Source organism: Pseudoxanthomonas yeongjuensis (genome assembly GCF_010093345.1).
Lineage (GTDB): Bacteria > Pseudomonadota > Gammaproteobacteria > Xanthomonadales > Xanthomonadaceae > Pseudoxanthomonas_A > Pseudoxanthomonas_A yeongjuensis.
The window spans coordinates 1563326-1572505 of sequence record NZ_PDWT01000001.1 but is presented as its reverse complement, the minus strand read 5'-3'; the positions used below and the strand labels follow the sequence as shown (position 1 = coordinate 1572505).

6 protein-coding genes are annotated in these 9180 nt (G+C 65.7%); 2 read left to right on the top strand and 4 right to left on the bottom strand.

Annotation, left to right across the window (positions count from 1 at the left end; translation table 11 throughout):
- Nucleotides 1-361 precede the first annotated feature (361 nt).
- The 4 genes from CSC74_RS07115 to metK form a co-directional block, all read right to left on the bottom strand.
- A complete protein-coding gene (locus CSC74_RS07115) occupies nt 362-1186 on the bottom strand; it encodes an alpha/beta hydrolase (protein ID WP_162313656.1) in 825 nt (274 codons plus the stop codon).
- A gap of 98 nt (nt 1187-1284) precedes the next feature.
- On the bottom strand, nt 1285-3156 hold the full coding sequence (locus CSC74_RS07110) for an ATP-binding cassette domain-containing protein (RefSeq protein WP_162313655.1): 1872 nt from the start codon (nt 3154-3156) through the stop codon (nt 1285-1287).
- A 104-nt stretch (nt 3157-3260) separates the two neighbouring features.
- Nucleotides 3261-4817, bottom strand: coding sequence for an SDR family NAD(P)-dependent oxidoreductase (locus tag CSC74_RS07105; RefSeq protein ID WP_425501426.1), 1557 nt, complete (start codon nt 4815-4817; stop codon nt 3261-3263).
- Nucleotides 4818-4912: 95 nt separating this feature from the next.
- Nucleotides 4913-6124, bottom strand: coding sequence for a methionine adenosyltransferase (gene metK / locus CSC74_RS07100; RefSeq protein ID WP_162313654.1), 1212 nt, complete (start codon nt 6122-6124; stop codon nt 4913-4915).
- A gap of 376 nt (nt 6125-6500) precedes the next feature.
- Between metK and olsF the strand changes: the two genes are divergently transcribed.
- Both olsF and CSC74_RS07090 read left to right on the top strand, forming a co-directional pair.
- Entirely contained in the window at nt 6501-8213 is a 1713-nt protein-coding gene (gene olsF, locus CSC74_RS07095) for a bifunctional ornithine lipid synthase OlsF (RefSeq protein WP_170865776.1), read from the top strand.
- Entirely contained in the window at nt 8210-9022 is an 813-nt protein-coding gene (locus CSC74_RS07090) for a UDP-2,3-diacylglucosamine diphosphatase (protein ID WP_162313653.1), read from the top strand. Before olsF ends, CSC74_RS07090 begins: the two co-directional genes overlap by 4 nt.
- Nucleotides 9023-9180 lie beyond the last annotated feature (158 nt).

Sequence of the window (9180 nt, the reverse complement as noted above, 5' to 3'; positions counted from 1 at the left end):
GTAGGAGCGCCCCTTGGGCGCGATGCCTTTCGGTCCGCGGCCACGATCCCGACGGAGAGCATCGCGGGCAAGGCCCGCTCCTACGGGGTTGTTGTAGGAGCGCCCCTTGGGCGCGATGCCTTTCGGTCCGCGGCCCACGATCCCGACGGAGAGCATCGCGGGCAAGGCCCGCTCCTACGGGGTTGTTGTAGGAGCGCCCCTTGGGCGCGATGCCTTTTCGGTCCGCAGCCACGATCCCGACGGAGAGCATCGCGGGCAAGGCCCGCTCCTACGGGGTTGTTGTAGGAGCGCCCCTTGGGCGCGATGCCTTTCGGTCCGCGGCCACGATCCCGACGGAGAGCATCGCGGGCAAGGCCCGCTCCTACGGGTGCGGGCGCAACCAGGCCGCCAGATCGGCCATTACCACGCCGCGTGCCGACTCCGCTTCGTTGTAGATCTCGTGATAAAGGTCGGCGTAGTCGTGGCATTCGACTGCCGCTTCCGGCGCCGTCGCGGCGAAGGCGCGGGCGCCGGCGGGATCGACCAGCCGGTCGCTGCCGGCGATCTGCAGCAGGGTCGGCACCGACCAGGTCGAGGCCATGGCGATGACTTCCGGGCCGGCGTCGAAGATGTATCGCGCGAGTCGTGCGCTGACCCGGTTGTGGTTGTCGGGATCGTCGAGGTAGGCGCGTTCGACGTCGGGCGCGTGCGAGAGCTTGTCGGCGGGAAGCCCGTTGGCGACGGTAAGGTCGGGTGCCAGGCGCAACAGGACCTTGCTGAGCAGGCGATCGAACCTGCCTGCATGGGAAGCCAGCGCGGGCGAGGAAGCGACGAGTCCGCGCGGACGCAGTCCCAGCTTGCCGACCGCATGCATCGCCACCAGGCCGCCCATGCTGTGGCCGAACAGGAAGGGCAGGTCGTTGCCTTCGCCGGCATAGGCATTGAAGACTTCGATCACGTCGCGCGACAGACAGTCGGAGTCCTTGCCGACTGCGCCGCGCTTGCCCTGCGAGCGCCCGTGTCCGCGATGGTCGAAGGCGCGGACCGAGACGCCGAGCGTGTTGAGGTCACCGGCCAGCGCGGCGTAGCGGCCGCTGTGCTCGCCGAGTCCGTGGACCAGGAGCGCGCGCGCGCGTGGTTGTGCGGCAGGCCAGTCGTTGAGGTGCAGGTCCAGTCCGTCGCGGGTGCGGAAGGTATAAGTGCCCATCGGCTGCCTGGTTTCCCGTAGGAGCGACGTAAGTCGCGAAGGGATGATTCTAGAATGCCTTCGCGACTTACGTCGCTCCTACGCCTTCACCTGCATGGTCAGGCGTCGAGTTCGTTCCAGCGCTGGTAGGCGTGTTCCAGATCGGTCTGCAGCTTCGCCGAGGCTTCGTTGAAGGCGAGGATCGCGGCGCTGTCCTGCTGGTAGAACTTCGGTTCGTTCATCGAGGCGGCGCGCGCGGCAATGTCCGCTTCCAGTTGTTCGATGCGCGCCGGCAGCTGTTCCAGCTCCCGCGCATCCTTGTAGCTGAGCTTGCGCTTCGGCTCGACGGCGACAGCGGTCTGTACCGGGCTCGGCGAAGCCTTCACCGGTGCGGCGGACTCGGCGTTGAACAGCGCGTTGGGACGCTGGCGCACCCAATCGGTGTAACCGCCCACGTAATCGGCGAGGCGGCCTTTTCCTTCCAGCACCAGGGTGCTGGTGACCACGTTGTCGATGAACTCGCGGTCATGGCTGACCAGCAGCAGCGTACCCTTGTATTCGCCCAACAGCTCTTCCAGTAGCTCCAGCGTTTCCACGTCCAGGTCGTTGGTGGGTTCGTCCATTACCAGCAGGTTGGACGGCTGCGCGAACAGCTTGGCCAGTAGCAGTCGGTTGCGCTCGCCGCCGGACAGGCGGGTGATCGGCGCCCGTGCGCGTTCCGGCGAGAACAGGAAATCCTGCAGGTAACCGATGATGTGCTTGCGGGTACCGTTGATCTCGATGAAATCGCGGCCCTCGGCCACGTTCTCCAGCGCGTTGAGGCTGTCGTTGAGCTGGCTGCGGTGCTGGTCGAAATAGGCGACCTGCAGACCCGTGCCCAACGCGACTTCGCCAGCCTGCGGCTGCAGCTCGCCGAGCAGGATCTTCAGCAGCGTGGACTTGCCGGCGCCGTTGGGACCGATGATGCCGACGCGATCGCCGCGCAGGATCGTCGCCGAGACGTTGTCCAGCAGCACGCGGCCGTCGTAGGCCTGGGTGATGCCCTCGATCTCGATGACCTTCTTGCCGGACTTCTGCGCGGCGGACACGGCCATGTTGACGTTGCCGCTCAGGTCGCGGCGCTGCGAACGCTCGCGGCGCAATGCCTTCAGCGCGGTGACGCGGCCTTCGTTGCGGGTGCGGCGGGCCTTGATGCCCTGGCGGATCCAGATCTCTTCCTGGGCCAGCAGCTTGTCGAAGCGCGCGTTCTCCTGGGCTTCGGCGTGCAGGCGCTCTTCGCGACGGCGCAGGTAGTTCTCGTAGTCGCCGGGCCAGCTGGTGACCTGGCCGCGGTCGATTTCCACGATCCGCGTGGCCAGCGCGCGCAGGAAGCTGCGGTCATGGGTGACGAAGACGATGCTGCCCTCGAACTGCTTGAGGAAGCCTTCCAGCCAGGCGATCGCGTCGATATCCAGGTGGTTGGTCGGTTCGTCCAGCAACAGGATGTCGGGCTTGCGCACCAGCGCCTGGGCCAGCAATACGCGGCGCTTCATGCCGCCGGACAACGCGGCGAAGTCGGCGTCTTCCGGCAGTTCCAGCTTGGTCAGCACCTGCTGCACGCGCAGGTCCAGGTCCCAGCCGTGCTGGGCCTCGATCTTTTCCTGCGCATCGCCCATCGCGTCCATGTCGCCGTCGTGCAGCGCGTGGTGGTAGAGCGCGAGCAGATGGCCCAGGTCGCCCAAGCCCTCCGCCACGACGTCGAACACCGTGCCACTGGTGTCCTGCGGCACTTCCTGGGCCATGCGCGCGACCACCACGCCGTTCTGCAGGCGTACCTCGCCGTCATCGGGCAGGATTTCGCCGGCCAGCAGCCGCATCAGGGTGGATTTGCCCGCGCCATTGCGCCCGACGATGCAGACGCGCTCGTTGGGTTCCAGGGTGAGGTCGACGTGTTCGAGGAGGAGCGGACCGCCGATGCTGAAATCGACGCGCTGCAGTTGCATTAGGGACATGGCGGCATTGTACAGGCGTGCCGCCTTGTAGAGCCGAGCTTGCTCGGCTGCTCTTGGTCTGAGGCACAGAGCAGCCGAGCAAGCTCGGCTCTACGGGGGCGGGCTTACCAATCCGTCGGCCGGTAATCCTTCAGGAACTGCCCCCACACGTGCTCGCCGGTATTGAGGCCATGGATGATCGGGTCGACGATGCGCGCGGCGCCGTCGACGATATCCAAGGGCGGATGGAAGCGTTCCTCCACGGTCTTGCGCGCAGCCAGCTCGATCGGGTCCTCGTCGGTCACCCAGCCGGTGTCGACGCTGTTCATGTGGATGCCGTCGCCGTGGTAATCGGCCGCGGCGGTACGGGTCATCATGTTCAACGCGGCCTTGGCCATGTTGGTATGCGGATGGCGGGTGGTCTTGAAGTTGCGGTAGAACTGGCCTTCGACCGCCGACACGTTGACGATGTGCTTGTCGCGGTTCTCCGTCTTCAGCATCAGCGGTTTCAGCCGCGCGTTGATCAGGAACGGGGCGATGGCGTTGACCAGCTGCACTTCCAGCAGTTCCACCGAAGGTACTTCGTCCATCTGCAGGCGCCACGAATTGCGTCCGCGCAGGTCGACCTGCTGCAGGTCCTGGTCCAGCCGACCTTCGGGGAACAGGTGCTTCTGGCCCAGCAGCTCCTCGGCCAGCAACGGCACCTGCGACAGTTCGGCGGCGTGGGTAAGGCCGGCTACCTCAGGCATACCTTGCTTGATGGCCACCTGCATCGCCGATGCCTCGGGCAGCAGGTCGTGGCTGCGCAAGCCTTCGTAGCTGCCCAGCAACTTGCGCACGTGTTCCGGCGTGTCGCGCAGCGCGGCGGTCTCGGCTTCCATCATGTGCGCGTAGAACTCGGGCGGACGGCGCACGGTCTGGCAGGCGTTGTTGATGATGAAGTCCAGCCGCGAATACTTCGTGGAAAGTTCACGGCAGAATGCTTCCACGCTGGGCGTGTGGCGCAGGTCCAGGCCAAATACTTCCAGCCGGTGGGCCCACTGCTCGAAATCCGGTTCCTGCGAATAGCGCGCAGCCGAGTCACGGGCGAAACGGGTGGTGATGATGAGATGCGCACCGGCGCGCAGCAACTTGAGGCCGGCCTGGTAGCCGATCTTCACCCGGCCGCCGGTCAACAGCGCAACGCGTCCGCTCAGGTCGGCCAGCTCGGTGCGTTTGAGGAAATTGAACTCGGCGCATTCCGGGCACATCTGGTCGTAGAAGTGGTGCACCAGCGTGTACTTTTTCTTGCACACGTAGCAGTGACGGAGCTCGGGCGATTCCAGCGGTTCGCGTGTTTCCTCCACGCTGTCCTGGGCGATGAATCCGGCCGGCGGGAAATAATTCGGGGTGGTGAACACCGGCGCGCGGCGCAGCGCGCGGATGCCGGTCTGGTCGAGCATGGCATCGGCGCGGCGCAGCTTCTCGGCGTGGCGCTCGCGCTCCAGTTCCTTGGACTTCTTCCTGCGCAGCTTGGGTTCGGGGTGGTAGATCGAAGCGATGGCCTGGTGCAGGCGCACGCGCTCGGCTTCAGGCCAGTCATCCAGCACCGTGCGGTCGGCCGCTATCGACTCCAGCAATTCCAGCGTGGATTCGGCGGCAGTTTCGCTGTTCTTTTCGGCGGGACTATTCACGGCAGACAATCCAATCTTCGTTTGCGGCACAGGTTTCGGAAAAACAGAACGGGCCGCTAGGCGGCCCGTCCTTGATGCCTTCTCCTCAAGGAGAAGTTACCGCATTACTTCAAACCAGCCGCCTTGCGCAGCTCTTCGGCCTTGTCGGTCTTCTCCCACGAGAACGCGGTGGCGGTGTGCTGCTTGCCGGCGCCGTCGGTGTAGGTGAATTCCTTGGCCTTGCGGCCGAAATGGCCGTAGGCGGCGGTCTGCTGGTACATCGGGTGGATCAGGTCGAGCATCTGCAGGATGCCGTACGGACGCAGGTCGAAATGCTTGCGGATCAGTTTTTCGATCTTGTCGTCGGAGATCTTGCCGGTGCCGAAGGTGGTGACCGAGATCGAAGTCGGGTGGGCCACGCCGATGGCGTAGCTGACCTGCACTTCGCAACGGTCGGCCAGTCCGGCCGCGACCACGTTCTTGGCCACGTAGCGCGCGGCGTAGGCGGCCGAGCGGTCGACCTTGGACGGATCCTTGCCCGAGAATGCGCCGCCGCCATGACGGGCCCAGCCGCCGTAGGTATCGACGATGATCTTGCGCCCGGTCAGGCCGCAGTCGCCGACCGGTCCGCCGATCACGAACTTGCCGGTCGGGTTGATGTGGAACTGGGTGCCCTTGTGCAGCCACTTGGCCGGCAGCACCGGCTTGAGGATGGTCTCGCGCACGGCTTCGACCAGGTCCTTCTGCTTCACGTCCGGGTCGTGCTGGGTGGACAGCACCACCGCGTCGATGGCCACGGCCTTGCCGTTTTCATAGCGCAGGGTGACCTGCGACTTGGCGTCCGGGCGCAGCCACGGCAGCGGCGACTTCTTCTGCTTGCGGATCTTGGCCTGCTGTTCGACCAGGCGGTGCGACAGGTGGATCGCGGCCGGCATGTAGCTGTCGGTCTCGTTGGTGGCGTAGCCGAACATCAGGCCCTGGTCGCCCGCGCCCTGTTCTTCCGGCTTCTTGCGGTCCACGCCCTGGTTGATGTCGGGGGACTGCTTGCCGATCAGGTTGAGCACGCCGCAGGTGGCGCCGTCGAAGCCGACTTCGCTGCTGTCGTAGCCGATGTCCACGATCACCTTGCGGGTCAGCGCTTCCAGGTCGATCCAGGCGCTGGTGGTGATTTCACCGGCGACGATCGCCACACCGGTCTTGACCATGGTTTCGCAGGCCACGCGCGCGCGCTTGTCCTGGGCCAGGATGGCGTCGAGCACGGCATCGGAGATCTGGTCGGCGACCTTGTCCGGATGGCCTTCGGAGACCGATTCGGAAGTGAAGAGGTAGTTCGACATCGCGGCTTATATCCCTTGATCAAGATGAAAAGATGGGCGCGCATGATACACGCCCCCGGGCGGACGTGCATTGTGCCGCGTTCAGGGTTGCGGTGGGGTTAAGGGCAAGGCCGGCTCTGCGGCATGGCTGTCCTGTGTTGCTTTGCCCCCTTTGCAAAGGGGGCTATGGAGGATTTGCTCTTGATCCTGCATCAGGCAAGGGCTCAAGCAAAAGCAAATCCCCCTCAATTCCCCTTTTTCAAAGGGGAAGGTAAAGCGATCCGGCGACGACCAACCAGCCTGTCACCTGTCTGCCGCAAAACGGCAACCGGCCTGTCGTCGATCGCGAGCAGGCTGCCGGCGAAACCCGCCGTCGGGGCTGGCTGGTGCACACGACATGCAGATCCTGGAACAGCAACTCGCCGAACGTTACCCGCAATGGTTCCGCGGCCGTCGCGCCATGGTGGCGCGCCCGCTGCTACGCGGCCTGGGGCGCTGGTCGCGACTGAGCCATGCCTACGAATTCCTCGCCAGCCATGCCCATCTGTCCGGCTTCGCGCTGGTCGAAGCGGCGATGGAGTTCTTGAACCTGCGCTACACCGTGGACCAGGTGGAGCGCCACCGCATCCCGTCGTCGGGGCGTCTGCTGATCGTTGCCAACCATCCTTCAGGCGCACTTGATGCGCTGGCGCTGCTGCATCTGGTCGGCAGCGTGCGTTCCGACGTGAAGTTCGTGGCCAACGACTTGCTGGCCCAGGTCGAAGGACTGCGTGAGCTATTGCTGCCGGTCCGGATCCTCGGCGGAAAACCTGGCGCGGAAAGCATCGAGGCGATCGAACAGGCCCTGGCCGAGGAAAAGTGCGTGATCCTGTTCCCGGCAGGCGAAGTCTCGCGACTGAGTCCCAGGGGCGTGACCGACACGCGCTGGCGCCGCGGTTTCCTGCGTTTCGCCAAGTCCAGCAATGCGCCGGTGTTGCCGGTCCGGATCGAGGCGCGCAACTCGGCTTTGTTCTATGGCGCCTCGGCCGTGTACAAGCCGGCGGGCACCGCGCTGCTGGCGCGCGAGATGTTCAAGCGCGGCGGATCGCGGGTAGCGCTGCGGGTGGGCCCGTTGCTCGAGATCGACCATGCCGTCGGACCCGAAGCGAACCTGGCCAAGGTGCGGCGGGTGCTGTATTCGATCGGACGTCGCGACGAGGCGCAGGAACAGCCGCAGGCGTTGATTCCGGCAGTGGACCGGAAGGTGCTGCATGAGGCTGTCCAGTCACTGCAGCTGCTGGGCGAAACCAGCGACGGCAAGCGCATCCGCGTGGGACGCCTGGATGCGGATTCGCCGCTGCTGCGCGAGATCGGCAGGTTGCGCGAACTGACCTTCCGCGCGGTGGGCGAGGGCACCGGCAAATCGCTGGATGTCGATGCCTACGACCAGCATTACGAGCACATCGTCCTCTGGGACGCCGAATCGGAACAGATCGCCGGCGCCTATCGCATCGCCCGCGGCGCCCCGGTCCTGGCCGAGCGTGGGCTGAAAGGCCTGTACACCGCCTCGCTGTTCGACTACGCGGACGACGCGGTGCCGCGCCTGGCCGAAGGCATGGAGCTGGGTCGCAGCTTCGTCGCCCCCGACTACTGGGGCAGTCGCAGCATCGACTACCTGTGGCAGGGCATAGGCGCCTACCTGCACCGGCATCCGCGCGTGCGCTACCTGTTCGGTGCGGTGTCGCTGAGCGCGGCGTTGCCGCTGGCCGCGCGCGAGCAGATCGTTTCCTACTACGAGCGCTACCACGGCGATGCCAGCGGCGAAGCGGTGTCGCGACACCCATTCCAGTACGTGGCCGCGCCGCCTTCGTACGGGGAACTGGATGCGGACACCGCCTTCCGCGTGCTGAAGGCCAACCTCGACAGCCTCGGCGCGACCCTGCCCATGCTCTACAAGCAATACACCGAGCTGTGCGAGCCCGGCGGCGCGCGCTTCCTCGCGTTCGGCGTGGATCCGGCGTTCAGCGATTCCATCGACGGCCTGATCGAAGTGGACCTGCGGCGGATCCGCCCGAAGAAGCGGGCGCGCTATCTGGAAACCCCGGTGCGCCGGCAGGCGGAACCTGCATGAGCCCCACCGCCGCCACGACGCGGCGCGCGGTGTTCGTTTCGGATGTGCATCTGGGTTCAAAACATTGCCATGCGGCTGAATTCGCGGATTTCCTCAACACCCTGCATTGCCGCCAGCTCTACCTGGTGGGCGACATCGTCGACCTGTGGTGGATGGCGCAGAAACGCGCGACCTGGAACAGCGCCCACAACCGCGTGGTCGAGGCCCTGCACGCCTTGCGACGGCGTGGCACCGAACTGATCTACATCCCCGGCAACCATGATCGTCCGATCCGCAAGTTCTGCGGCCTGGTGCTGCCGGCGATGCGGGTGCGCAGGCGCGCGATCCACGTCACCGCCGACGGGCGCCGCCTGCTGGTCACCCACGGCGACGACTACGACGCGATCACCCATTTCGGCGGATTGCAGGAACGCCTGGGCGACTGGCTGTATTACCGCATCCTCACCGGCAACAAGATCGTCAACGCCTTGCGTCGCCGTTTCGGCTTGCGCTACTGGTCGCTGTCGGAATACCTGAAGCAGAAAAGCGGCGCCGCCGAGCGCTACATCGGCCGCTTCGTGCAGGCCGGCCTGGACGATGCACGCCGGCGCGGCCTGGACGGCATCATCTGCGGTCACATCCATCGCGCCGCTCTGCTCCAGCGTGATGGGCTGGTCTACGCCAACGATGGCGACTGGGTGGAAAGTCTGACCGCGCTGAGCGAGGAAATGGATGGCAGCCTGTGCCTGCTGGCGCATACCGGCGAGACCTTGGCGGAAATGCCGGCGCGATTGCGCCTGGTGATGCAGGAGCTGCCGATGGCGGCGTGATTCGAATGCGTAGGAGCGCCCCTTGGGCGCGATGCCTTTGCCATTGCCGCGGCCTGGGCGAAGAGCATCGCGGGCAAGGCCCGCTCCTACGGCGGAGGTACGTAGGAGCGCCCCTTGGGCGCGATGCCTTTGCCATTGCCGCGGCCTGGACGAGGAGC